Origin of the sequence: uncultured Shimia sp., assembly GCF_947493595.1 — a bacterium.
Lineage (GTDB): Bacteria > Pseudomonadota > Alphaproteobacteria > Rhodobacterales > Rhodobacteraceae > Shimia.
Genome location: NZ_CANLRL010000002.1, coordinates 157,081 through 180,859, shown reverse-complemented (window position 1 = coordinate 180,859; position 23,779 = coordinate 157,081). Strand labels below are relative to the sequence as shown.

The following is a 23,779-nucleotide window of genomic DNA, read 5'->3' as shown; positions in this document are numbered from 1 at the left end:
ACACCTCAAATTCCAAGACATCCGGAGCCTTAAACATGTCGAATGCCCAACTGGAACAAGCCATCGAAGCCGCGTGGGACGCGCGTGACACCATCACCTCCGCCACCACCGGCGAAACCCGCGACGCGATTGAGTCCACGCTCAACGCTTTGGACAGCGGCAGCCTGCGTGTGGCCGAGAAAATGGAAAACGGCGATTGGCACGTGAACCAATGGGCCAAAAAGGCTGTGCTGCTTGGCTTCCGCATCAAAGACATGGAAATTCAGGATGGCGGCCCCCAGGGCTCCGGCTGGTGGGACAAAGTTGACAGCAAGTTCAAAGGCTGGGGCGAGCAACAGTGGCAAGACGCGGGCTTCCGCGCGGTGCCAAACTGCGTAGTGCGCAAATCGGCCTACGTTGCGCCAAGCGTTGTGCTTATGCCGTCTTTTGTGAACATCGGCGCTTATGTCGATGAAGGCACCATGGTCGACACATGGGCCACCGTTGGCTCCTGCGCACAGATCGGCAAGAACGTGCACCTCTCTGGCGGTGTGGGCATTGGCGGCGTTCTGGAGCCAATGCAGGCTGGTCCAACCATCATCGAAGACAACTGCTTCATTGGCGCACGCTCCGAAGTGGTTGAAGGCTGCATCGTCCGTGAAGGCTCCGTGCTGGGCATGGGCGTGTTCATCGGTCAGTCCACCAAGATTGTGGATCGCGAAACCGGCGAAGTCATGTACGGCGAAGTGCCGCCCTACTCTGTGGTTGTCGCTGGCTCCATGCCATCCAAGAATGGCGTGAACCTCTACTGTGCCGTGATCGTGAAGCGCGTGGACGAGCGCACCCGCTCCAAGACCGGCATCAACGAGCTGCTGCGCGACTAAGACTGCGCGAAGTTAAAAAGACAAAGGCCAGTCCCGGCGGGGCTGGCCTTTTTGTTGGGGTCACCGACGGAACGTGGCACCAAACCAGTGTTCTAACAGGGCATCATAGGTGCCATCTTCGCGCAGTTTCAGAAGCGATTGGTCAATCTGTTCGCGCCATGGGCTGCCGGTTGGAAGTGCAATGCCGTAGTTCTCAGGTCGGTACACCCGCTCGATCAAGCGGGATTCATTACGGCCATCGTTGGTGGCAAAATAGGCAAGGATCGGCCCGTCAAACACCACTGAGTCGATGTCCCCATCCTGAAACGCCGCCAGCACTTCATGGGGCGTATCAAAGTCGCGAAAGCGGATGTCTCGTGTGGTTAAGAACTGGGCAGAGGTGGAGCCGCGCACGGAGCCCACTTTGCGCCCATCCAGATCGTTGATGCTATCCACGGAATCTTGCAACGCATCAACCGTCACCGCCGCGGTGATCGTCGCAACAAAGACCGAGACCACAAATAGGCTGGCCACCACCAGGATTACCGCAAAGAACCGGCCCGGACGTGATTGCGGCATGCGTTCTTCAAAGCCGCCGTTGACTACCAGATTTAAGGCCCACCAAAACGATGGGAACAGCGCGTCTTTGGCAGGTCGATCAAAATACGGCTGATGGCGGCGCTCAAACAGCCACATCAACATGCCGCCGCCAAACAGCATCCCCAAGGCCACCATAATGGCGGTGAGAATTTCACGCGTGAGCAGCCCGCCAATCCGTGCCAGACTGCCGGGTTCGGATGGCAACAGGATCTGAATGCCGCTCTCAAAAATCGGTTGGCTGAAATCCATCACGGTTTCGCGCGAAGCGGTGATCGAGATATTGGCAATAGCACCATCAACTGTGCCCGCTTCCACCGCGCTTAACATGTCGGGGAAGCTATCCTGTGGCGCAAAGGTGATCTCTTTGTCCAGGTCTTCACCAATGGCCCGCATCAGGTCCACGCTGAAGCCGCGCGGCGTATTGTCATCCAGGAAGACAAACGGTGGCCGGTCCACGGTGGCAAAGGTCAACGTCTCCGCCGACTGCGCAGAGGCGGCGGAGACCCATGACAGGAGGGAGGCGATAGAGATGAGGGCTGCGGGGAGGAAGCGCATAGTCAGTACCGAAGTTGCTTGGCTCCCCCTATCGCGCACCGCTTGAGCCGGTCAACCGCGCTCCGAAGTTTACCTAGGGTTATTTGACTCTAATCGGGACTTTTTGACCCTTAAGCCGCAGCCATGAGGGCCTCAGCCTCATATTTGCGAAGCGACACTCGGGCAGATGGCCCAAAGCCATAGCCCATCAATGCGTCCGAATTGGGCATGAGTCGCAGGATTTCATCGCGGGTTTCCGCATCAAAACTGTCGAGTGTTTCCTGCCCCGGATGGTAGCTTTCGCTGTCCAATCCATTGGCCCGCACAATCTCGTGGCGGTCAAACAGGATATGTACATAAGTCACCGGCCCATGGTCTTCGCGCACAGTGATGGTGTCCCCGTTCACCAGGTCTTTGGCCTTCACCAGAACCTCGGATTCGCCAAACAACATCGCCGCCTGGGACGACTTTATCAGGATGCGGTGATTTGGGGAAAACTCCACTGCCTCGTGGTTGCCCAAGGCATCTTTGGCGAGACGGATCGGGGCATCAGAACCTGTGGCCTGACGTGTGGTGGTGCCAATCCACAGCAACGGCTGGAAGCCGTTGTCGCGGGTGAGCACCATATGGCCGGGCATCAGATCTTCGACCTTCATCAACCCGTCTTGGGTGACAATCGCAGTCCCAGCGACAAAACACGGCGCTGTGGTGGTTGTCACCTTCACAAATCCGGTGTCGGTGTTGCCGTCTGAATCCTCGACCTCGTATGTGAAGGCCTCGCTGCCCAAATCGCCGTCGGTCTGGATCGACAATGTGCCGTCGGGGTTGAGCGTGACCACTTCGCCAGTGTTCAGCGTCACGGAATCCCCCGCGCTGACCTCCTGACCGTTGATCTTGGTGATGGTCATCGTAGCGCCATCCGGCGCGGCGTCATTGGCCAGCACGTCTACAGTTTTGGTGGCGTTTGCACCAATTTCATACGCGTCGTCCTGCGCCACCAGCGCACATTGGATAGAGTCGCCGGCGATCAGCAGGTTGGAATCGTATTGATCGTCCCCAGTGTCCGCGATGCCGATTTTGATAGTATTGACCTCGCCCGGAATAACAGGCGCTTTTACGGTGAGCGTGACGGTTAATCCGTCCATCTCGCTGTTCACGGCCTCGCCGTCCGCCGGGTTGTCGACGTAGAGGTTCGCGTTGTCCTCGTTGTTGATGTTGTCGACTGTAATGTCGCCATCGCCAATGGACAGCACGGCCTTCTCGCCGTTGACCCAAATGCCAATCGCGTCGTTATACCCGCCGTCGACATACTCCAGATATTCTTCTGAGGAGAAGACAATCTGCATGGTCAGCGTGTCACCATCCGGGATGAAGCTGGCCTCGAATACCGCCGCATCATAGGTTTCCCCCCCCGCGATTGCGGACAAATCAGAGTCCCCAGCGGTGTCCATTTGGCCGGTTGTGCCGCTGCTGACGTTGACGTCGCCATCCGCGTTGGTGAAATCTTTGGTGTAGCCAGTGGAGAGGATCACGCCGCTATCTGAGGGTGTGGCATCCGGGGCCACGGAATCGCCGTCTGAGTAAACTCCGCTGGACAAATAGTGGCCAGAATAGCTTGCCCCCAGGACCTCGACCCCGGAACCAAACATGGCGTCTGCCATCTGCGTCGCACTGGCGCTGTTATCAATCGGCAGTTCTGATGCGGTTGGCATGGTGGTCCCCTATATACATTCCAAAACTCTAAAAGCGGCGTTTTGCCCTTTTTCAGTTGGGAACCCGGTCGAACGCTTTGGCTAGTCAGACAGATCAATTTGCCCAGACATTGGCGTCGGCCGTGAAATTGCCGAGTGGAGATTCGAAAGTCACCATTTGAAAGAGGGCACGTTCTGCGCGCTAACAGTTTGGAATGCAACCCTTTCCAAAAGATGACTAAACCACCCCAAGACTCTGAAAAAATGAAGAAAATTTTCGCGATTGTCGTAAGTGAAAACCAGTTACTGGCACCGAGTGGTTGACCCTTTGCCGCATGGCGCGCTAAGGCCGGTCTAAGAGAAAGGCACCGTCATGACCCAGGAAAAAAAGAAAAAGAAGACCCGGCAACAGGTGTACACACTGTTGGTGCAGGTTGGGCGCAAAGACGGGGACGGCCTGCCGGATGAAGCCACCGGTGGCGCGCTGATGATCTATGCCAGCGGTGTGGACGAAGCGGAAGCGGTGCGCGAAACGGTTGCGATCTTGAAGCAGGCGGATTTGAACCCGCTTGACGTCACCGGTTATGGCACCGTTGAAGAGCGTGAAGCTCAAGGGCACGAGATTGATGGCCATGAGCGTGGGTTGATGCAGCGTGCATTGGATGAAAACTCTGTGGTCGTTGCGCAGTTGACGCCGTTTTACCACGGCGAAGAATCTGAAGACGCTGCCATCACCGAGCACTGAGATCGATCGGCATTGGTCAAGCCGCGCGCTGGGCCGCCAGTGTGAGCGCGTCAAACTCCCGCAAAACCGGGAAGGCAGTGCGTGCATGTTCTGGCAACAACCGGCGCGGGTATCCTGATAACAAGCTGGCGCTCAGCAAATCCTGCCGTCTGCGCATCCGGCCCACATCCATGCTTTCCACGTAGGTGTCCGCCGCCAAAATGGCTTCGTGATTGGGCAGCAAAAGTTGGCAATAGGTCACCAAGGGTGCATCTCCGCCATGTGTTGCTGCGTTGCCATGTAACAAATGCCCCGCCGGAACCAAGACAAACTCGGAACCAAACATATACTCGACCCGGCTGCCGCCAATCATAAGCCGTTGGGTTGGGCTGGTGACAATATCGCGGCTGAGACCAAAAAAGGGCGCGCGCAGTTTGATCGGGGCAAAATGCCCGGTGGCGGGCACCGTTCTGCGCACATTGGCCAAAACTGGCACCAAATCGCCAGACGGGGTCTGCACCACATCGCCGCGTTTCAGTGTGCCGACTTTGCGATAGCCCTGCGCGGTCATAACCGGCGTTTCTTCGGACAGGCTCGGCATGGGGCCAATGGGTTCAATCCGGTTGGAGAACGCAATAAAGGACAAGTCGCTCGAAAGCACACGTGCCTCATTGTCTTGCGCGCATTCCCGGATTTCCGCCGGGGTCAGCGCCACCGGCCGCACCAATGTGCGGAGAGCCACACGCCACGTGCCGGGTTGCTCCACCGCCAGGCGTCCAACATTGGCAGGCAGATCCCAGGAATAGGTCATACGCAAGACATCCGCACGCCCACCAGTGTCCAGATTGACCGCCACATGGGCCGTACGCCCGCCGCGATTGAGCACAAGCACCACGCCACCGCCGGGCACCGCTTGCAGAGACAAGCGAAAGCCACTGCCGGTTTGGGAGGCCATACCCAAAAGCGTTTGCGGCCGATCGTAAGGGGACACCCGCGTTTCAACAACCAGGCTGCCACGTGGCAGCGGAGTGTCCGAGAGGCGTTGAGGATCGGCAGCTGTCGCAGTTGCCCCGCCGCGCAGGTGGGCCAATCCATTTGGGTCAAACAAAGCGTGTTTTTTGTCCCAAAGTGCAATCCAACTCATGGATCAGGCTCCGCCAAAGGCGATTTGAGTCAGGGTTGCCACCTCAAAGCTGCGCAATCCACGCCGCGCCATTTGACCGTAACCATCCCCGGAGACCGGATCGAGCTCGGGAAAGAGGGCACAGATCTCTGCAACAATTTCTGGCTCAAAGCTGCTCGCGGTCTGCGGCCCAGGCAAGTAGCTTTCTGTCATGAGTTTTTCGGAGAACACAATCTGGTGATCATCAAACAACAGATGCACATATTCAACCTCGCCCCCCGGAACTTGGCGGATGGTTTTGTCATTCACCAGATCGCGCGCCGCGACCAAAACCTCTTCTTCGCCAAACAACAGCTCGGCCCAGGCATTGCGGATCAACACGCGATGCAGTGGGGAGAGCAGCAACTCGCGGTGGTTGCCAAGGGTGTTTTCCAAAATGCGGATCGGCGCCATTGCGCCCGTAGCGGGGACAGTGCGCCGCCCAATCCAGCGCACCGGCTGGGGTCCATTGTCTAAGGTTTCAACCAAGTCACCCACGTTCAGGCACTCAATCGGCACCTCGCCGTGGGGCGTGCGAATAAATGTACCAGCCGTGAAGCAAGGTGCCTGATTGATCTTGATGTAGCCCACATCGGTTGTGCCGTTGCCGTCATCAATGGTGTAGGTCAGGTTGACCTCTTCTTCATCACTGTCGCCTTCAAAAGTGATGGTCCCATCTGCGTTGACGGTGATGATTTGCCCGCTTGGCAATGTGATCGGCACACCAACTGTGACCGGCTGCCCCGAAATATGCGTGATGGTGATGGCATTGCCGGTGTCATTCACATCATTGGCCAGAACGTCGATGGTGCGGGTGCCGTCAATCGGCAATTCCACCTCATCGGTGTTGGCAATCAGCGAAGTCTGCAGTGAGTTTGCAGCAATCAACAGCGAACTGTCGTAGCTGCTGTCAGATACATCTGCCACCACAATGCGGATGTCGTTCATACCTTCGACGATGTCAAACGTCAGGGTCATGGTGATGGTGAACCCATCCATCTCGGTGTTGTAGAGACCCCCTGTGTTGTTCACAAACAGGCTTTCGTTTTCACCGTTGTTGATGTTGCCCGGGTCCACATCCCCATCGCCAATTTCCAGCGGCACATAGCTGCCGTTGATCGAAACTGCGACAAAGTCCTGATAGATCGAGTCGATGTATTCCGGGTATTCTTCTGACGCAAAAACGAATTGCATGGTCATTTGACCAGCTTCATTGGCGATGAAAGATACATCCAAATATGAGGCATCATAGGTATTGGTGCCGGCCACCGCGTTGAATTCGGCGTTGTTGTCCTCACCGTTGGTGTCGGTGGATCGGTTGGTGCGTTGGTTGTGGTTGCCCCAGCGATTGGAGAAATTTCTGGCATGCCCCGTGGACAGGATCACACCTTCGTCGCTTGGGGTCGCACCCGGAGACACACTGTCCCCGTTGGTGTAGATGCCGGAAGAGGAATTCTGCCCATTATAGTCTGCGGACACAATGGTCACGTCATCACCAAAAATGGTTTCCGCCATATCCATGGCAGACGCGCCGGTGTTTACGGGCAATCTGGGCATTTATTCTCGCCTCATGTTTATGAGGCACGCCACACAACAACGCCCACCTGCTCGCAGGGCGCTCATAGGGGTTTCGTCGCATTTCGAGATGCGTTTGTTGGAAACCTTTGGCTGTTTTAGCCGGACTGCTGGTGACCTGCCTCGGTCGAATTATTATTAACGCCAACTAAACAGCATATTTTTCCGCTTGTTAAGGGGTGCCCCACTGCTTTGTGTCCTAAATGTGGCTTTCCGGTCCGACATGGCTGTGCCACAACCCTTTGCGCAAGCTTTTTAGACAAAGGACCCTCGCCATGACCAAGACCGATGCCGCACAGTTGACCGCAGATCTGATCCGCTGTGCCTCTGTGACGCCGGAAGAGGGTGGGGCGCTGGTGTTGCTGGAAAAACGGCTGTCGGACGCCGGGTTTGACTGCACACGCGTGGATCGCGGCGCGGTCAGCAACTTGTTTGCCCGCTGGGGCCGAAAGGGCGACAGCAAGACATTTGGCTTCAATGGCCACACCGATGTGGTGCCTGTCGGTGACGAGGCTGCTTGGACGGTTGATCCCTTTGGTGCAGAAGTGAAAGACGGCATCATGTATGGCCGTGGTGCGACCGATATGAAATCCGGCGTCGCGGCCTTTGCCGCCGCCGCCATCGATTTTGTCTCGAATACACCGCCGGAAGGCGCCATCATCCTCACCATAACCGGAGACGAAGAAGGCGACGCCATCGACGGCACCACCGCGCTTCTGGACTACATGTCCACTGAGCAAGAGCGCATGTCTGTCTGTCTGGTGGGCGAGCCAACTTGCCCCAACGAGATGGGTGAGATGATGAAAATTGGCCGTCGCGGCTCGATGACCGCCTATTTCACGTTTACCGGCAAACAGGGGCACTCTGCTTATCCGCACCGCGCCAACAATCCTCTGCCGGTGATGGCCCGTCTGATGGATCAGTTCTCCTCGGAACCGCTGGACAACGGCACCGATCACTTTGACGCGTCTACCTTGGCCGTTGTCACCATGGACACTGGCAACCCGGCCACCAATGTGATCCCAGCGGAGTGTAAAGCCACGCTCAACATCCGCTTCAACGACTCCCACTCAGGGGCGTCCCTCACAGAGTGGATGCAGGCAAAAGTAGATACTATTTCGGCAGAAACTGGTGTTGCCATCGATATGAAAGTCACCATCTCCGGCGAAAGCTTCATCACCCCTCCAGGCGCGCTATCCGAGCTGGTTGCCGCCTCTGTCGAAGCAGAAACCGGTCGCTGCCCGGAACTCTCCACCTCAGGTGGTACCTCGGACGCTCGGTTTGTGCAGCACCATTGCCCGGTGGTGGAATTTGGCTTGGTGGGCAAAACCATGCACCAGGTGGATGAACAGGTGCCGGTTGCACAAATCCACCAGCTCAAAGACATCTACAGCCGCATTTTGCGAGACTATTTTGCCTAAACACCGCCCCAATCTTGTGGTGATGATCAAGGAACCGCGCCCGGGCCGTGTGAAAACCCGGCTGGGCCGTGACCTTGGAATGACCGCCGCCGCCTGGTGGTTCCGCCACCAATCCGCCGCCCTGCTGCGCCGCCTTGAGGATCCGCGCTGGAACCTGATCCTGGCCGTCGCGCCGGATCACAAAGGCCGTACATCGCGCGTGTGGCCTGCCCACCTGCCGCGTTTTCCGCAAGGCAGTGGCAATCTCGGCGATCGCATGGCACGGCAGTTACATCTGCACCAAGGTCCAACCTGCATTATTGGTGCCGACATTCCCGGCATCCAACCTGCTCACATCGCGCAGGCCTTCAAGGCGCTAGGGGATCATGATGCGGTGTTTGGCCCCGCCCCGGATGGCGGCTACTGGCTGGTTGGATTGAAACACGCCCCAAAACCGGGCCTCTTTACCAATGTACGCTGGTCCACCGAATATGCATTGGCCGACAGCCGTGCCACCTTGCAGGGCGTGCGCATTGCCACCGTCGCCACGCTGGCGGATGTGGACACCGCTGCTGATCTGGCACAGCTCTGAGATTTCTCATTCCCCAAATATCTCGGGGTTGAATTGGGCTGCAGGCCCAGGAAGGGGCTGGCCCCTTCTTTGCGCCCAATTTTCTCCGCGTGACCTCCCCGCATCACCGTGCTAGGGCCAACCCATGCCTATGCCCAGCAAAGAGGAAGTCCTTGAGTGGATTTCCGAGAACCCGACCCTCACCTCCAAACGTGACATCGCCAAAGCTTTTGGCATCAAAGGCGCTGCGCGCATCGACCTGAAGCGCCTGCTCAAGGAGCTGGAGGCAGAAGGTCATCTGCAAAAGCGGAAGAAAACCTACCGCGATCCGGAGAGCCTGCCGCCTGTCACCGTGCTGCAAATCCTTGAGGCAGATGCCGATGGAGATCTTTTTGCCCGTCCACTGGAATGGCATGGGGAAGGCGAAGAGCCCAGAATTCTGGTGCTGCCCCGTGCGTCTGACCCGGCACTCGGCGCGGGTGACCGCATTCTTGGCCGCCTGACCAAACTGGATGAGGGCGATATCCAATATGAAGCCCGCCTGATCCGCCGGATCGGCACCAACCCGCGCCGTGTCTTGGGCATGTTCCGCAAAACCGCCGAGGGCGGCCGCATTCTGCCCATCGACAAAGGTGACGGCAAAGAATGGTCGGTGCCGTCCGATCAAACCCATGGTGCCAAAGATGGCGAGCTGGTCGAGGCCGAGCAATCCGGCCCCAAAGGCCGCCTTGGCTTGCCGCGCGCCCGTGTTGTGGCGCGCATTGGGGATCCAACGGCCCCCAAAGCTGTCAGCTTGATTGCGATCCACCAACATGGCATCCCGGACACTTTCCCCGATGATGTGGTAGCAGAGTCTGATAAGGCGAAACCGGCGCCCTTGGGCAAGCGTGAAGACTTGCGCGAAATGCCGTTTGTCACCATCGATCCGGCGGACGCGCGCGACCATGACGACGCCTGCTGGGCCCACGCGGATGATGATCCAAAAAACAAAGAAGGTCATGTGCTCTGGATCGCGATTGCCGATGTCGCGCACTACGTGCGATCCGACACCGCGCTGGACCGCGAGGCCCGCAAACGCGGCAACTCCAGCTATTTCCCGGACCGAGTGGTGCCGATGTTGCCGGACCGCCTGTCTGGCGACCTGTGCTCCTTGCACGAAGGCGTGCCCCGCGCGGTGCTGGCGTTGCGCATTCAGATTGACAGCAAAGGCAAAAAGCTAGGCCACCGCTTCACCCGCGCCATGATCCGCTCTGTGGCGTCTCTGAACTACGGCGAAGTGCAACAGGCGCAAGATGGCCATCCCAACGAACGCTGTGCGCCCTTGATGGAGGAGATCATCCATCCGCTCTACGCGGCATATCAGGCTCTAACAAAGGCAAAAGCCGAGCGTCAGCCGCTGGCGCTTGACCTGCCGGAACGCAAGATTGAGCTGTCTGACGCTGGCGAAGTCACTTCGGTCAACTTCCGTGACCGCTTTGATGCGCACAAACTCGTTGAAGAGTTCATGGTGCTCTCCAATGTCTGTGCGGCTGAAACCTTGATTGCCAAGAAATCTCCGTTGCTGTTCCGCGTACACGAAGAGCCCAGCCCAGAGAAACTCAATGCCTTGCGGGATACGGCACAGGCTGCAGGTCTGACGCTGGCCAAAGGCCAGGTGCTGCAAACCCGCCACTTGAATCAACTGTTGGATGCCGCTGCTGGCACGGAGCAGGCGGAACTGATCAACATTTCCACCCTGCGCTCGATGACGCAGGCGTATTATGCGCCGTCCAACTTTGGCCACTTCGGTCTCGCACTACGGGCCTATGCCCATTTCACCTCGCCGATCCGGCGCTATGCCGACCTGATCGTGCACCGTGCGTTGATTTCTGCGCACGGCTGGGGCGATGACGGTTTGACGCCCGAGGCCACCGAAGTTCTTGAAAACACGGCCACACATATTTCTGACACCGAGCGTCGCTCCATGCTGGCCGAGCGCGACACAACAGACCGCTACCTTGCCGCTTACATGTCGGAGCGCATCGGCAATGAGTTCACCGGTCGGGTGAGCGGCATCGCTCGCTTTGGCGTGTTTGTGAAACTCGATGAAACCGGCGCCGATGGCCTGATCCCGATGCGGGAACTGGGCCGCGAATATTTTCACTTTGACAGCGAAACCAACACGCTTACCGGCTCTGACACAGGCATCGTGATTGGCCTTGGACAACGTGTAACCGCGCGTCTGACTGAAGCCGCGCCAGTGACAGGCGGCATTGCGCTGGAGCTGATCTCGCTGGATGGCGAGCTGGTCAAACGTGCTGGTCGCGGCGGAAAAGGGCGGGGCCGAGGCGGCCCCACCCGTCGCAAAGCCACCAAGGCAAAGCACAAGGCGGCCAAGACCAAACGCAAGGTCACTCGGCGGCGACGCTAAAAAAACCCTGCATGACTTTGCCAACGTCCGGGTAAATCGCGTCCCGCACGCGCGCCACATAAGGTGCCAATGCGGGTCGCGCCTCGACCGCCTTGCGGAGGTCGGTGGCAACTGGCAGCGTGAGGATCATGTCCAACACCGGCGCCACGGCCGCGTCTGCGGCTGTTGGCGTGTCCCCAAACAGGAATTGTTGCCCGTCCAACTTGGCGTCGATCACCTCAAGGTCGTTGTCAAACCGCGCCTGACGGTCCTCTGGCGAGAACCGCGCAATGCCTTCAGACATCAAACCTGCCCGCACATGACCCCGAGCTTCTTCCGCCGCCTGCTCACGCATCGGCTCCGGCACAGCAGCAAAGAAGATCTCTTTCATCACCGCCCAACATTCGTCATTCAGCCAACGATCATGCACCAACCCAAGCCGCAGGCTCTCTTCCACAGTACGGATCATGGCATGGGTTGCCGCCTTTTCAATCCGGCTCAATCCCGGCATGAAATCTGCCCCTCTAGACTCTAAATAAGCCTGAATGTTGTGGCTGTCCGGGATCAAGGCATCGCCAACCCGTGCCACCGGCACCTTGCCCAATGGCAGCGCTTCAAAATCCTGCACCATTTCTGGCTGCCAATCGACCTTGGCCATTTCCAGCAAGCACATGGCTTTCAGGCAAAACGGGGAATGGGTTGGAAACTGCGCGTCGCCTGGAAATGAGATTAGCTTCATGGGAACTCTCCACTGATTGATTGTGGGGACAGTCCTACAGAAGCCTCTTGTCAGTTTCTGTCAGTAGGGTGCAGTATTGTAAAATTATGAGCCGCACAGACCGCCTTTTCCAACTCATGCAGGCCCTGCGTGATCTGCCGTCCCCCGCCACCGCGCAGGCGCTGGCGCAAGAAACCGGTGTGTCGGAACGCACGATCTACCGGGACATTGACACTCTGCGTGGCCTTGGCGCGGTGATTGACGGTGAAGCTGGCTTTGGTTTTACCCTTGTCGAAGACGCCACCCTGCCGCCATTGGGCTTTGTCCCGGAGGAGATTGAGGCACTGGTCGTTGGTCTCAAAGAAGTCATGGAAGTGGCCGATCCATCACTGGCAAATGCGGCAAAATCGGCTCTAACCAAGCTGAAATCTCGCCTTCCGGAGGCACAGGCCCACCGACTTAAACACGCGGTTCTCACCGCCAAACGCTTTCACAAGCCTCCTGAGATCAGCATCGACGCAGGCGTGTTACGTCAAGCAGCATGGGAAGAGCGCACGGTGGCGTTTGACTATGGCGATGCCAAAGGCCAGCGCACCACCCGCGAAGTTGATCCGCTTGCGATTGTCTTTATGCAGAGCGCCCATTGTTTGATGGCCTATTGTCATTTGCGCAAAGATTTTCGCGCCTTTCGCTTGGACAGAATGATCAACCTTGACGTCACAAACGGCTCTTTCCGCCCTCGCCGCATTCCTATGTTGCGTGAATACAAAGCGCGTCTTGACGCGGAGGAAAAGCAATCGGCAATTCCCCGCGCCTCTGACTGACAGCGCTTTTGCCACTCACATCGGCGCGTTACACTTCTCACAAACAGGCAGGGAAAGTTGTGATGCGGACATTTGGGTTTTGGGTGAGTTTGGTTATTGGTGCTCTCGTCACGTCATCGGCCTCGGCTGGTGCACCGTCATATTCTCTGCGCCCTGTATTGCGCCCCCTGGTCGATGCGCTTGAGGCTCAAAAGCCAGTGGAGGTTGCTGCCTCCACCAAAGGCCTGCAGCGTTGGATCAAGCGTTACAAATCACGCGCGCTTAAGGCCGGGATCAGCGCGGCGGTATTTGATCATGCCTTCCAAGGGGTTCAATACAACGCAGCAATCATCAAGAAGGACCGCAACCAGAACGAGTTCACCAAGACCATCTGGGACTATCTCGACAGCGCCGCCTCCGATGCACGTATCAAGAACGGCAAGGCTGCATTGAGCAAACACAATGCGAAACTTCAGAAGATCGAGAACCGTTACGGCGTCGACAAAGAAGTTGTCGTGGCAATCTGGGGGCTGGAGAGCGCCTATGGCACCTTCAAGGGCAGCACGCCGGTGATCGAAGCGCTGGCCACACTGGCCTATGACGGGCGGCGCGGCGACTTCTTTGAGGAACAACTCACCGCCGCGCTCAGCATTCTTCAAAATGGCGATGTGACCGTTCAGAACATGAAAGGCAGCTGGGCTGGTGCCATGGGCCACACCCAGTTTATGCCGACATCCTTCCAGTCCTATGCGGTGGATTTCACCGGTGATGGAAAACGCGACATCTGGTCTGGCGACCCCACCGATGCGTTGGCCTCCACGGCGGCCTACCTCAAACACTTCGGGTGGAAAAAGAACCAGCCCTGGGGCGTGGAAGTGAAATTGCCCAAAGGTTTTGATTATGCCTCTGCCAACCGTGAGAACCTGAAAAACCCAAGTGAGTGGGCCCGTTTGGGCATCAAGGACATGCGCGGCCGTCCGGTGCCCAACCATGGCAAGGCCTCGATCCTTCTGCCTGCCGGAGCGCAGGGGGCGGCGTTTATGATCTTCAAGAACTTTGACGTGATCGAACACTACAACACGGCAGACGCCTATGTAATCGGCGTCGGGCATCTCGCTGACCGCATTCAGGGTGGCCCAGCCATTCAAGGCAACTGGCCGCGTGGCGATCGCGCGTTGACGTATAAAGAGCGGATTGAGTTGCAAAAGCGCCTGACCAAAGCTGGCTTTGACACCCAGAAGATCGACGGCAAGATTGGTCCACTCACCATCGCCGCCGTGCGGGGCTATCAGCGCTCGGAAGGCATGATCCCGGATGGATATGCGTCTCTAACACTGCTGAAATCACTTCGGTAACGGTATGAAAAAGGCGCGTCCCAATCTGGCGCGCCTTTTGTTATCTCAAAGTTTATTGCTTACTCGCGGCCACTGACCACGATCACCTCTGTGCCCAAGGGAACCTGCTCATATAGCTTCTCAATGTGCCAGTTGGTCATGCGGATACAGCCGTTGGAACTGGGTGTGCCAATCGACTGTGGTGCGGTTGTGCCATGGATGCGGAACAGCGTGTCGCGGCCGTTCTGGTAAAGGTACATGGCACGCGATCCCAGCGGATTGTTTGGCCCGCCCGGCATGCCGTCTTCGTATTTGGCGTAGGCCGGATTGCGCTCGATCATCTCTTGTGTCGGACGCCAACTGGGCCATTCCACCTTTCGGTCAATGGTTGCCCGACCGGAGAAGTTCAAACCTTCTTGCCCAATCGCCACGCCATAACGGATCGCGTTGCGCTCATCTTGCATGTGATACAGGTGATAAGAAGCCAAAACCACAACCAGCTGGCCGGGCTGAAAACCATACTTCTTCTTCACTCGAACTTCTTTGGGTTTCAGGTGCTCCATCAACTCGAAATCACCGCCTTGAGCGGCACGCAGGACCTGGGGGGTGGCCAGAAGGCTGGCACCAGCGGCAAGGAAATGACGTCTATGCATAAGTACTCGTTCCGTTTACGTGCAAATTCTATGCCACAGGCGTGACAGCGGACAAAGTCGGGAGTGCCCGACTTTGTCCATGTTCATCAAAATATGCTGTGAAATCCCTAACGGTGGTTAGCTTGGGGACATGCCCCGCAGCCGTTCCGAGCGACGGCGCAGCAGTTCCACTGTTGCCAGCAGCAGGATTGAGATACCCACCAGAATTGTGGCCACCGCCAGAATGGTTGGGCTGATCTGCTCGCGCAGGCCGGTGAACATCTGCCATGGCAGGGTTTTCTGACCGGCGGACCCGACAAACAGAACCACCACAACCTCGTCAAACGACGTGATGAAGGCAAACAGGCCACCGGAGATCACGCCAGGCAGGATGAGAGGCATCTGCACCCGGAAGAAGGTGGTCACTGGGTTGGCACCCATATTGGCCGCCGCCCGTGTCAGGGAGCGGTCAAAGCCCACCAGCGTTGCAGTTACGGTGATGATCACAAACGGAATGCCAAGCACGGCGTGTGCCAGAACCACTTTCACATAGCCTACAAAGGTTTTGTTCAAGCCAAGCGTTGCTTCAAGCCAATTGCCAATCTGGCTGTAGAAGAAAAACATACCAGTGGCAGAGATGATCAGCGGCACAATCATCGGTGAAATCAGGATCGCCATGATCGCCCGACGTCCCGGAACATGGGCTTGGCTCAGGCCAATTGCGGCCAGAGTGCCAAGGCTTACCGAGATGACGGTCGCAATTGGCGCAATGATCAGGGAGTTTTTGAAGCTCCGTTGCCATTCGTTGTTGGTGAAGAAGTCCTGATAGTGCTTCAGCGAGTAGCCGGCTGGATCAAGCCGCAGCATTTCTGGCGTGAAGGTGAAGAAGTCCTGCGCATTAAAGGACAGCGGCATCACCACAAGCACGGGCGTGATCAGGAAGACAAAAATCGCGCCACAGATCACACGGAAGCTGTAGTGCCAAAGCACCTGACCGGGAGTCAGATAGGGCAAAAGGCGCGCGCGGTAGCGGCCTTCATACAGCCAGTAGGTGAACCAGTGGATGAACCAGCCATAGAGTAAGCCGATGATCGCCGCGGCGATGCCACCAAACAGAAAGCCCAATACGCCAAACAGCGCAATGTTGATCCATTTGGACAGCGGCTCGTTCTTCAGGACGTTGATGTAGACCAAAGCCAACACCACGGCCGTGACTGCGCCAATAAGTACGCCCATCGCGCCAGAGCCGTTGGCGGTGCCAATGAAGAGACCAAAGAAGCCCCCTGCCGCCGCCACTGTCGGCAGCACCAGAGACATGGGTTTGCGGGAAATTGGAGTGAGTGCAGCCATGATTCTTATCCCAATTTCACGTTGTCGATGCCGACGATCTTGTCATAGGCCCAGTAGAGGATCAGCACGACCGCCAGAAGGATGGTGCCCAACGCCGCGGCGAGGCCCCAGTTCAGGGAAGTCGAGATGTGGAAGGCAATTCGGTTGGAGATGAACACCCCTTTGGTGCCCCCGACCAGTTCTGGCGTGATGTAATAACCAATCGCCAGAATGAAGACGAGAATCGACCCCGCGCCAATGCCTGGAACGGACAGCGGGAAGTACACCCGCCAGAAGGCTGTCCAATTGGTTGCGCCCATGGATTTGGCCGCCCGCAGATAAGTCGGTTGGATGGTTTGCATCACCGAATACATTGGCAGGATCATGAACGGCAGCAGGATGTGTGTCATCGCAATGATGGTGCCCAGCTGGTTGTTGATCATCACCAGACGCGCATCATCTGCGACTATGCCGAGCCAGACCAAGACGTCGTTGATCACCCCTTGCTGCTGCAGCATCACTTTCCAGGCTGAGGTCCGCACCAGCAGTGAGGTCCAGAACGGCAGCAAAACCAGAATCATCAGCAGATTGGCTTTCGCAGACGGCAGGTTGGCGAGCAACCACGCCACGGGATAGGCCAGCGCAATACAGGCGGCGGTGATGGCCAAAGACATAATCAGCGTGCGCTTGAACAGCGTTATGTAAATCCGCTCGCTTTCAGGCCGTATTTCAGCGCCATCAGAGCCTTTTTGCATATCTGCGGCGTTCAGGAAGTAGCCGTTGGTGTATTTCGGGCTATAGGTCTGGATCGTGCGCCAGACATTGGGATCACCCCAACCCTTGGCAATCTTGATGAACTTTTCTTTGTATGGCCCGTCGTTCTCCACGTCCCATTTCTTGGCTTTGCGTCCCGCCTTACGGAATAGGGAACTGATGCCTGGGGTTTCGTAGTTCAAACGGCTGCCCACGCGGGTGTGGGTTTTGGCGTTAGACGCCACATAAAGATCCGCGGCCAGCGCGGCATAGACCGCTTCATCGGGCGCTTCGCCAGAGGCGGCATCCCAGTCCTGAAGCGCAATCACAGTGTTTGGAAGCGTATTCGCGACAATGTCATTCTCAACCGAACGGAACAGCATCTGTCCAATCGGGATAATGAAAGTCAGCAATACAAAGGCCAGCAAAGGCGTAATCAAAGCCAGCGCGCGGATTTTCTGCATGCGCAACGCGCGGCTTAAGCTTTTTTTCAACGGCGTGCCGTCGGCCGCAAGCATTGGGCCGGATTGGGTTGAATCGCTCATTGATGGTCCCCGTCAAAGAATTTCCGGATTGCCGTTGTGTCTCGGCGGTTTTTGTCCGGTTGGGTCAGGGAGGCGGGTGCCGCCTCCCTGCAAAGTCATAAGTGGATTACTTGGCCAGCCACGCCTGGAACTTCGCGTCCAGATCGTCACGGTTGTCAGCCCACCACTCGTAGTCATAGATGTGCACGTTGCCAGCGTTTGCTGGATCGGTTGGCATATGTGGTGCCATGTCGATGCCCAGTTCAGCGTGCTTACCCACCAACGGTGCGGAAGACTTACGTGCCGGACCGTAGGAGATGTACTTCGCCTGATCTGCCAGACGCTGGGTGTCGGTTGCGAAGAACAGGTAGTCCAGAGCCGCTTGTTTACGCTCTGGGGACAGGCCCGCTGGGATGATCCAGCCGTCCAGGTCGAAGGACTGCATGTCCCACAGCATACCGATTGGCTGGTTCTGCTCGGCAATTGCAGAGAACAAACGACCGTTGAAGGTCGAACCCATCACAACTTCGCCGTCTGCCAGCAACTGAGGTGTTTCTGCGCCAGCAGTCCACCAAACAACCTGGTCCTTGATGGTGTCCAGCTTGGCCAGCGCCTTGTCTACACCTTCTGGCGTGCCCAGAGTGTCGTAGATGTCTTCTTTTGCAACGCCGTCACAGAACAGAGCCCATTCCATGTTGTCGATTGGGCGTTTCTGCAGGGAGCGCTTGCCAGGATATGCTTCCAGGTCAAACACGTCACAGATTGAAGAAGGTGGTGTGTCGCCAACCATGTCGGTGCGGTAACCGAATGTGGTGGAGTACACGATCTGAGGTACGAAGCAGTCGCTGACGATCAGATCGCCAAAGTCTTCGGAGGCAGAGGTGCCATCAGGCGCAGCGGCCAGAACCGCATCGTGATCCAGCTCCTCGGCCAAACCTTCGTCACACAGACGCATCGCGTCAGACGCCACAACGTCCACAACGTCCCAAGTCACGTTGCCGGCTTCGTTCATCGCGCGGATTTTTGCAACGGCTTCAGCGGAGCTGTCGTCGTTGATGATGGTGATGCCAGTTTTGGCGGTGTAGGGCTCGTGATACGCGAGCTGCTGTGACTTGGAGTAAGCACCACCCCAGGACACGATGGTCAGTTCCTGCGCAATTGCGGCCGGAGCCACCAGAGCAGTCGTGACGGCAAGTGCTGTCATCTTTGTTTTCATTAGAATCACTCCTTGTTGGGTTCTTAAGTCTTGGTGTTTTTGAGCCCGGATCTTACGCCCGGTTTGTACGTGCCAGCCTGATCAGGCATCCAGCGCGCGGCAATCTTCAGGCAACCAGCCGATCTCAATCTGCTGACCAGGTGTCAGACGATCCACGTCAGGCGCGTTCCGGGTTTTGATGATGAACTCATCATTGCCCGCCACTGAAAGCCGTGTGCGGAAGATATCACCCATGTAGATGAACTCTTTCACTTCGGCCTTCAGTGTGTGCGCACCTTCTTGAATACGGTCTTTGTTGTATTCAACACGTTCCGGGCGGATTGACACACGGGTGCGGGCCCCCGGCTTCACACTTTCATGCACTGGCTTGCAGTCGATCAATTCGCCGTCGTCCAGTTCAACAATTGCAATGCCGTTGTTGATCTCTTTGACCACACCTTCGAGCGTGTTGTTCTCTCCGATGAACTGCGCCACAAAGCTGTTTTGCGGGTTTTCATACAGGGTGTCCGGCGGATCCAACTGCTGAATGCGGCCATCGTCAAACACCGCCACACGGTCAGACATGGTCAACGCTTCGGTCTGGTCGTGGGTCACATAGACTGTGGTGATACCAAGGTTATGCGCCAGGTTGGTGATCTCAAACTGCATCTTTTCGCGCAGCTGCTTGTCCAGCGCGCCAAGCGGTTCATCCATCAGAACCAGCTCGGGTTCAAACACCAGAGCGCGCGCCAAGGCGATCCGCTGTTGCTGACCCCCGGAAAGCTGGGCAGGGCGACGGCCGCCAAAGGCACCCATTTCCACCATGTCCAACGCGCGTTTGATTTTCTCTTCGCGCTCGGTTTTGCCCATTTTACGCACTTCCAGTGGGAAGCTCAGATTTTCCGCAATCGTCATATGCGGAAACAATGCGTAATTCTGGAACACCATGCCAATGCCGCGTTTGTGCGGTGGGATGTTGTTGATGGAGGTTCCGCCCAGGCGAATGTCGCCGTGAGTAGCGGTTTCAAAGCCTGCCAACATCATAAGGCAAGTTGTCTTGCCAGAGCCGGATGGGCCCAACATGGTCAGAAACTCGCCTCTCGGCAGGCTTAGGTTCAGATCTTTGACGACGAGGTTCTCACCATCATAGCTCTTTTGCACGCGGTCAAATTCGACAAACGCGTCGTTCGATGCACTATCAGCCAAAAATCGGCTCCCTGTGTTGTCCGTCGGCAGATTTTCTCTGCTCGTCTGTTTCAAGTGTAACCACACCTGAGCTTAAATGCGCAAGCCAGCATTCCGTATGGGAAAGTCTGCCAGCCAATCGGAAGGCCCGACGTCAGTTTGCGACACATTGAAGTCGATTTTCGCCAATTATGATCAAATGGTAAACCCATAAGTCTGCAAAACGTAAAAGTTTTTCCGCCCAAAGTTGCAAAGCCTCCGTTAGAGCGGACAATAAAAAAACCCGGAGCCATGCTCCGGGTTGATCAAATTTGCGCAAAGGTCGGGCTGTTTATTTATACAGCCCTTCGTTTTTGATCTGCTCATAGGTCTGATCCAAGGCGCGAGTCGCCCGCTCGATCAGCACATCAATGTCGTCACGAGTCATCACCAGTGGTGGCGAAATGATCATGCGATCTCCCACATGGCGCATCACCAGATTGTTGCCAAAGCAGTGCTCACGGCATTTGTAACCCACGGTGCCGGCCTCTGCTGCAAACGCGGCGCGGGTTTCTTTGTTTGGCGTCAGAGCAATGGAGCCCATCATGCCGACAATCTTGGCTTCGCCTACCAGCGGATGATCCGCCAGCGCTTCCCATTTTTCTTTCAGGTACGGCGCCACGTCATCGCGCACATGCTCGACAATCTTCTCTTCTTCGAGAATGCGCAGGTTTTCCAAGGCAACGGCACAAGACACAGGGTGACCGGAGTAGGTGTAGCCATGGTTGAACTCGGTCGCGGCCACCACTTCGGCCACTTCGTCACAGACAATGCTACCACCAATTGGCGCGTAACCGGACGACAGGCCTTTGGCGATCGACATGATGTGTGGCTTGATGCCCACGGTCTGGCTGCCAAACCAATTGCCGGTGCGGCCAAAGCCACAGATCACTTCATCCGCAATCAGCAGGATTTCATATTTGTCGCAGATGCGCTGGATTTCCGGCCAATAAGTTTCTGGTGGCACAATCACACCGCCGGCGCCCTGAATCGGCTCCGCAATAAAGGCCGCCACGCGGTCTTCACCCAGCTCCAGAATCGCTTCTTCCAGCTCTTGCGCGCGCTGCAGGCCAAACTCTTCCGGCGATGTATCCCCGCCTTCAGCCCACCAATTTGGCTGGTTGATGTGGTGAATGTCCGGAATTGGCAGGCTGCCCTGCTGGTGCATGGGCACCATACCGCCAAGGCTTGCCCCCGCCACGGTGGAGCCGTGATAGGCATTTTTGCGGCTGATAAAGACTGTCTTTGTGGGCTTGCCTTTTGCGGACCAATAATGCCGCACCAAACGCAGGTTGGTGTCATTCGCCTCAGAACCGGACCCGGCATAAAACACGTGGTTCAGATCACCAGGTGCCAGTTCTGCCAGCTTTGCGGACAAAGCAATAACCGGCACATGAGTGGTTTTGAAGAAGGTGTTATAATAGGGCAGCTCTTTCATCTGTCGCGCCGCCACCTCTGCCAGCTCATCACGGCCATAGCCGATGTTCACACACCACAGACCCGCCATCGCATCGAGAATTTGCGCACCTTCGCTGTCGGTCAACGTCACGCCTTTGGCTTGGGTGATCACCCGCGCGCCGGTGTCGTGAAAATCGTTCTGGGTGGAAAACGGATGCATGTGGTGCGCCACATCCAGCGCCTGGAGCTCCGCAGTGGGCAAGTGATTGGTGATCGCGTTCATGGCAAACCTCGCAACAGAATCAGGGTGGGCAAAACGGCCAAATCACCGCTTCACATCTCTTGTCATGAAAATATGATCAAATTCTGATTAGTCAATCGTGTCGCTAAAAGCAGTGCCATCGAGCAGTGCTTCGCGGATCTGCTCCATGCCCTGAACCACATCTTCGCGCATCGCATCAGCGGTCGCTTGCGCATCTTTGGCCTTCAAAGCGTCCAGTGCGGTCTTGTGATTATCCGGCAGGTTCTGTGTGCCCATACGCCCGCAAACCACCCGCATCGACGGGCCGAATCGCAACCAAACACTGTTGGCCACATCCATCAGAATCGGCGCATTGGCCACCGCATAAAGCTTGGCGTGAAAGGCGAAGTTCTGGCGCAAATAGGCGGAAACATCCCCACGCGTGATGGCCTCGTCAACTTGCGAATCAATCTTTTCCAGCGCCGCAATATCTGTCGCCGTAATCTTCTCAGCCGCATGCTCAGCCAGTCTCGATTCGACGGTTTCTCTTAGGAAAATAAGGTCATCTATGGCATCCACCGTCAGCATCGGCACCACAACACGGCGGTTGCCGCGAAACTCCAGTGCCCCTTCACTGGTCAACCGGCGAATCGCTTCCCGAATTGGGGTCATGCCGGCACCCGTGCGTTCGATCAAACCCTGGATGGTGACCGCCTGACCCGGCGCCAATTCGCCAAAAAGCACGGCATCGCGCAACTGCGCATAAACTTGTTGGTGCACCGGGACGCGAGTCGCGTTTTCGTCGCTGTGATCAAAACCTTGTCCCAATTTCCCAGTGCCTTCCATTTGTGCAATCCAATCCTCAATGCGATGTGTTAGAACGTATAATCATCGGCAAAATGCACAAGCATATTGCCATAACGCAAAAACTTGATCAAATTAATCTCACAGAATGCGACCGGGTCGGAACCTGGCGTCCAACGGGAGAATATCATGAAGACATCCTTCATCGCACTCGCGGCCACAATGGCGATTGGTGCAACTGCTGCCACCGCCGAAGAGGTGCGTGTTTACAACTGGTCTGATTACATCGACGAAGAACTGCTGACCAAGTTTCAGGACGAAACCGGCATCAAGCTGATCTACGACGTGTTTGACAGCAACGACGTATTGGAAACCAAAATGTTGGCTGGCAACTCCGGCTATGATGTGGTTGTGCCCTCCGGCACCTTCCTGCAGCGTCAGATCGCGGCAGGCGCGTTTCAGAAACTGGATAAGGCCAGCCTCAGCAACGCCGGCAACATGTGGGACGTGATCGCCGATCGCACCGCAAGCTACGACCCAGGCAACGAGTACTCCATCAACTACATGTGGGGCACCACCGGCATTGGTGTGAACGTTGGCAAGGTGAAAGAAGTACTGGGCGAAGATGCCCCGATTGGCTCGCTCGCGTTGATCTTTGATCCCGCCAATATGGAAAAACTGGCTTCTTGCGGCGTGCACGTGCTGGACGCGGCGGATGAGATGATCCCGGCGGCCTTGGCGTATTTGGGCGAAAACCCAGACAGCCACGATAAAGACGTAATTGCCAAGACCGAACCACTGTTCACCGCAGTTGCGCCTTACATTCAAAAGTTCCACAGCTCCGAATACATCAATGCACTAGCAAACGGTGACATCTGTGTGGCCGTGGGTTGGTCCGGCGACATTCTACAAGCGCGTGACCGTGCCGCAGAAGCGGAAAACGGTGTTGAAATTGCCTATAACGCTCCTTCTGAGGGCGCGTTGATGTGGTTTGACCAAATGGCCATTCCAGTGGATGCGCCTAACGCTGAAGCTGCGCATAAGTTCCTGAACTTCATCATGGATGCGCAGAACATGGCGGATGCGTCCAACTACGTTTACTACGCAAACGGCAACAAAGCGTCACAGCCTCTGCTGGAAGAAGACGTGATTGGCGATCCGGCGATCTATCCGGACGAAGCCACGCTGGAAAACCTCTACACCACTTCGCCTTACCCTCCAAAGGTACAGCGCGTTGTGACCCGTATGTGGACCAAAATCAAATCTGGCACCTAAGCCTGATTGATCCTGGCTCGCGCACCTGTTGCGCGGGCCACTTTGACTTCTCCAACATTGC

Annotated in this window: 20 protein-coding genes; 8 read left to right on the top strand and 12 right to left on the bottom strand. The window is 56.8% G+C overall.

Annotation, left to right across the window (positions count from 1 at the left end):
* The first annotated feature begins 35 nt into the window (after window positions 1-35).
* Window positions 36-863 (top strand): 2,3,4,5-tetrahydropyridine-2,6-dicarboxylate N-succinyltransferase, encoded by an 828-nt coding sequence (gene dapD, locus Q0955_RS06450; RefSeq protein WP_299421501.1) that lies wholly within the window; start codon window positions 36-38, stop codon window positions 861-863.
* A gap of 60 nt (window positions 864-923) precedes the next feature.
* Here the strand turns inward: dapD and Q0955_RS06445 are convergent, their stop codons facing one another.
* On the bottom strand, window positions 924-1,997 hold the full coding sequence (locus Q0955_RS06445) for a transporter substrate-binding domain-containing protein (RefSeq protein WP_299421499.1): 1,074 nt from the start codon (window positions 1,995-1,997) through the stop codon (window positions 924-926).
* A 110-nt stretch (window positions 1,998-2,107) separates the two neighbouring features.
* Window positions 2,108-3,688 carry a choice-of-anchor L domain-containing protein gene (locus Q0955_RS06440; RefSeq protein WP_299421496.1) on the bottom strand — a complete coding sequence of 527 codons (1,581 nt, stop codon included), beginning with the start codon at window positions 3,686-3,688 and terminating at the stop codon, window positions 2,108-2,110.
* A gap of 352 nt (window positions 3,689-4,040) precedes the next feature.
* On the opposite strand from Q0955_RS06440, the gene Q0955_RS06435 reads away from it, so the two are divergent.
* Window positions 4,041-4,412 carry a hypothetical protein gene (locus Q0955_RS06435; RefSeq protein WP_299421493.1) on the top strand — a complete coding sequence of 124 codons (372 nt, stop codon included), beginning with the start codon at window positions 4,041-4,043 and terminating at the stop codon, window positions 4,410-4,412.
* Window positions 4,413-4,428: 16 nt separating this feature from the next.
* On the opposite strand, the gene Q0955_RS06430 is transcribed toward Q0955_RS06435, so the two are convergent.
* Window positions 4,429-5,535: a Hint domain-containing protein gene (locus tag Q0955_RS06430; RefSeq protein WP_299421491.1), complete on the bottom strand. Its 1,107-nt coding sequence runs from the start codon at window positions 5,533-5,535 to the stop codon at window positions 4,429-4,431.
* Window positions 5,536-5,538: 3 nt separating this feature from the next.
* Window positions 5,539-7,110: a Hint domain-containing protein gene (locus Q0955_RS06425; protein ID WP_299421489.1), complete on the bottom strand. Its 1,572-nt coding sequence runs from the start codon at window positions 7,108-7,110 to the stop codon at window positions 5,539-5,541.
* A gap of 293 nt (window positions 7,111-7,403) precedes the next feature.
* On the opposite strand from Q0955_RS06425, the gene dapE reads away from it, so the two are divergent.
* The 3 genes from dapE (at window position 7,404) to rnr (ending at window position 11,509) form a co-directional block, all read left to right on the top strand.
* On the top strand, window positions 7,404-8,549 hold the full coding sequence (gene dapE, locus Q0955_RS06420; protein WP_299421487.1) for a succinyl-diaminopimelate desuccinylase: 1,146 nt from the start codon (window positions 7,404-7,406) through the stop codon (window positions 8,547-8,549).
* A gap of 22 nt (window positions 8,550-8,571) precedes the next feature.
* Window positions 8,572-9,120 carry a TIGR04282 family arsenosugar biosynthesis glycosyltransferase gene (locus Q0955_RS06415; protein ID WP_299421485.1) on the top strand — a complete coding sequence of 183 codons (549 nt, stop codon included), beginning with the start codon at window positions 8,572-8,574 and terminating at the stop codon, window positions 9,118-9,120.
* A 130-nt stretch (window positions 9,121-9,250) separates the two neighbouring features.
* Window positions 9,251-11,509, top strand: a complete 2,259-nt coding sequence (rnr, locus tag Q0955_RS06410) for a ribonuclease R (RefSeq protein WP_299421483.1) — start codon at window positions 9,251-9,253, stop codon at window positions 11,507-11,509.
* On the opposite strand, the gene Q0955_RS06405 is transcribed toward rnr, so the two are convergent.
* Window positions 11,490-12,227: a glutathione S-transferase family protein gene (locus tag Q0955_RS06405; protein ID WP_299421480.1), complete on the bottom strand. Its 738-nt coding sequence runs from the start codon at window positions 12,225-12,227 to the stop codon at window positions 11,490-11,492. The genes rnr and Q0955_RS06405 overlap by 20 nt on opposite strands.
* An 86-nt stretch (window positions 12,228-12,313) precedes the next feature.
* Between Q0955_RS06405 and Q0955_RS06400 the strand changes: the two genes are divergently transcribed.
* On the top strand, window positions 12,314-13,030 hold the full coding sequence (locus tag Q0955_RS06400; RefSeq protein ID WP_299421477.1) for a YafY family protein: 717 nt from the start codon (window positions 12,314-12,316) through the stop codon (window positions 13,028-13,030).
* A 62-nt stretch (window positions 13,031-13,092) separates the two neighbouring features.
* Window positions 13,093-14,364: a lytic murein transglycosylase gene (locus Q0955_RS06395; RefSeq protein ID WP_299421474.1), complete on the top strand. Its 1,272-nt coding sequence runs from the start codon at window positions 13,093-13,095 to the stop codon at window positions 14,362-14,364.
* Between the two features lie 59 nt (window positions 14,365-14,423).
* On the opposite strand, the gene Q0955_RS06390 is transcribed toward Q0955_RS06395, so the two are convergent.
* The 7 genes from Q0955_RS06390 to Q0955_RS06360 all read right to left on the bottom strand — a co-directional run bounded on the left by Q0955_RS06390 (window position 14,424) and on the right by Q0955_RS06360 (window position 22,419).
* On the bottom strand, window positions 14,424-14,906 hold the full coding sequence (locus Q0955_RS06390; protein WP_299423199.1) for a L,D-transpeptidase: 483 nt from the start codon (window positions 14,904-14,906) through the stop codon (window positions 14,424-14,426).
* A 207-nt stretch (window positions 14,907-15,113) separates the two neighbouring features.
* Complete coding sequence (locus tag Q0955_RS06385; RefSeq protein ID WP_299421472.1) at window positions 15,114-16,325, bottom strand: ABC transporter permease; 1,212 nt, start codon at window positions 16,323-16,325, stop codon at window positions 15,114-15,116.
* 5 nt (window positions 16,326-16,330) lie between these two features.
* A complete protein-coding gene (locus tag Q0955_RS06380; RefSeq protein WP_299421469.1) occupies window positions 16,331-17,602 on the bottom strand; it encodes an ABC transporter permease in 1,272 nt (423 codons plus the stop codon).
* 106 nt (window positions 17,603-17,708) lie between these two features.
* Window positions 17,709-18,797 (bottom strand): ABC transporter substrate-binding protein, encoded by a 1,089-nt coding sequence (locus Q0955_RS06375; protein WP_299421466.1) that lies wholly within the window; start codon window positions 18,795-18,797, stop codon window positions 17,709-17,711.
* Window positions 18,798-18,878: 81 nt separating this feature from the next.
* The gene (locus Q0955_RS06370) at window positions 18,879-19,982 is read right to left on the bottom strand and encodes an ABC transporter ATP-binding protein (RefSeq protein WP_299421463.1); all 1,104 of its coding nucleotides are present in this window, start codon (window positions 19,980-19,982) and stop codon (window positions 18,879-18,881) included.
* Window positions 19,983-20,292: 310 nt separating this feature from the next.
* A complete protein-coding gene (locus Q0955_RS06365; protein WP_299421461.1) occupies window positions 20,293-21,681 on the bottom strand; it encodes an aspartate aminotransferase family protein in 1,389 nt (462 codons plus the stop codon).
* A gap of 87 nt (window positions 21,682-21,768) precedes the next feature.
* Window positions 21,769-22,419: a GntR family transcriptional regulator gene (locus Q0955_RS06360; RefSeq protein ID WP_366140655.1), complete on the bottom strand. Its 651-nt coding sequence runs from the start codon at window positions 22,417-22,419 to the stop codon at window positions 21,769-21,771.
* A 213-nt stretch (window positions 22,420-22,632) separates the two neighbouring features.
* Between Q0955_RS06360 and Q0955_RS06355 the strand changes: the two genes are divergently transcribed.
* Window positions 22,633-23,718 (top strand): polyamine ABC transporter substrate-binding protein, encoded by a 1,086-nt coding sequence (locus tag Q0955_RS06355; protein ID WP_299421455.1) that lies wholly within the window; start codon window positions 22,633-22,635, stop codon window positions 23,716-23,718.
* The last annotated feature ends 61 nt before the right edge of the window (window positions 23,719-23,779 follow it).

What these genes read in the sequence shown, in the direction of transcription:
- dapD (WP_299421501.1), top strand. Translation starts at nt 36, where the DNA reads ATGTCGAATGCCCAACTGGAACAAGCCATCGAAGCCGCGTGGGACGCG.
- Q0955_RS06445 (WP_299421499.1), bottom strand. Translation starts at nt 1,997, where the DNA reads ATGCGCTTCCTCCCCGCAGCCCTCATCTCTATCGCCTCCCTCCTGTCA.
- Q0955_RS06440 (WP_299421496.1), bottom strand. Translation starts at nt 3,688, where the DNA reads ATGCCAACCGCATCAGAACTGCCGATTGATAACAGCGCCAGTGCGACG.
- Q0955_RS06435 (WP_299421493.1), top strand. Translation starts at nt 4,041, where the DNA reads ATGACCCAGGAAAAAAAGAAAAAGAAGACCCGGCAACAGGTGTACACA.
- Q0955_RS06430 (WP_299421491.1), bottom strand. Translation starts at nt 5,535, where the DNA reads ATGAGTTGGATTGCACTTTGGGACAAAAAACACGCTTTGTTTGACCCA.
- Q0955_RS06425 (WP_299421489.1), bottom strand. Translation starts at nt 7,110, where the DNA reads ATGCCCAGATTGCCCGTAAACACCGGCGCGTCTGCCATGGATATGGCG.
- dapE (WP_299421487.1), top strand. Translation starts at nt 7,404, where the DNA reads ATGACCAAGACCGATGCCGCACAGTTGACCGCAGATCTGATCCGCTGT.
- Q0955_RS06415 (WP_299421485.1), top strand. Translation starts at nt 8,572, where the DNA reads ATGATCAAGGAACCGCGCCCGGGCCGTGTGAAAACCCGGCTGGGCCGT.
- rnr (WP_299421483.1), top strand. Translation starts at nt 9,251, where the DNA reads ATGCCCAGCAAAGAGGAAGTCCTTGAGTGGATTTCCGAGAACCCGACC.
- Q0955_RS06405 (WP_299421480.1), bottom strand. Translation starts at nt 12,227, where the DNA reads ATGAAGCTAATCTCATTTCCAGGCGACGCGCAGTTTCCAACCCATTCC.
- Q0955_RS06400 (WP_299421477.1), top strand. Translation starts at nt 12,314, where the DNA reads ATGAGCCGCACAGACCGCCTTTTCCAACTCATGCAGGCCCTGCGTGAT.
- Q0955_RS06395 (WP_299421474.1), top strand. Translation starts at nt 13,093, where the DNA reads ATGCGGACATTTGGGTTTTGGGTGAGTTTGGTTATTGGTGCTCTCGTC.
- Q0955_RS06390 (WP_299423199.1), bottom strand. Translation starts at nt 14,906, where the DNA reads ATGGAGCACCTGAAACCCAAAGAAGTTCGAGTGAAGAAGAAGTATGGT.
- Q0955_RS06385 (WP_299421472.1), bottom strand. Translation starts at nt 16,325, where the DNA reads ATGGCTGCACTCACTCCAATTTCCCGCAAACCCATGTCTCTGGTGCTG.
- Q0955_RS06380 (WP_299421469.1), bottom strand. Translation starts at nt 17,602, where the DNA reads ATGAGCGATTCAACCCAATCCGGCCCAATGCTTGCGGCCGACGGCACG.
- Q0955_RS06375 (WP_299421466.1), bottom strand. Translation starts at nt 18,797, where the DNA reads ATGAAAACAAAGATGACAGCACTTGCCGTCACGACTGCTCTGGTGGCT.
- Q0955_RS06365 (WP_299421461.1), bottom strand. Translation starts at nt 21,681, where the DNA reads ATGAACGCGATCACCAATCACTTGCCCACTGCGGAGCTCCAGGCGCTG.
- Q0955_RS06355 (WP_299421455.1), top strand. Translation starts at nt 22,633, where the DNA reads ATGAAGACATCCTTCATCGCACTCGCGGCCACAATGGCGATTGGTGCA.